At 71.2% G+C, this 233-nt stretch carries 1 protein-coding gene; it reads left to right on the top strand.

The genetic code is table 11. The annotated features are described in order from the left end of the window. Positions 1–226: hypothetical protein (locus VJI93_RS09290; RefSeq protein ID WP_324009402.1), on the top strand; the 226-nt coding region annotated here is incomplete at its 5' end. Positions 227–233: the final 7 nt, after the last annotated feature.

Consider the following 233-nt stretch of genomic DNA (forward strand, 5'->3'; position numbering starts at 1 on the left):
GGTGGTCCGCGCGGACGATCCCGCCCCGGCCGAACTGCCCGAGGCCGCGCGCGAGGCGCTGGCGCGGCTGCGCGAGCGGCTGCGCATCGGCCATGTGCGCGGGATCGAGGCGGGGATTGCCGCCTTCGAGGCCGCCGCGCCCGCATCGCCGCTTGTGCCCAGACTTTACGATTGCCTCGACCGCTTCGATCTTGCCGGTATGGGCCGAATGCTGGAAAAGACCTGACATGACC

Source organism: Parvimonas sp. M20, assembly GCF_035282425.1.
Taxonomy (GTDB): domain Bacteria; phylum Bacillota; class Clostridia; order Tissierellales; family Peptoniphilaceae; genus Parvimonas.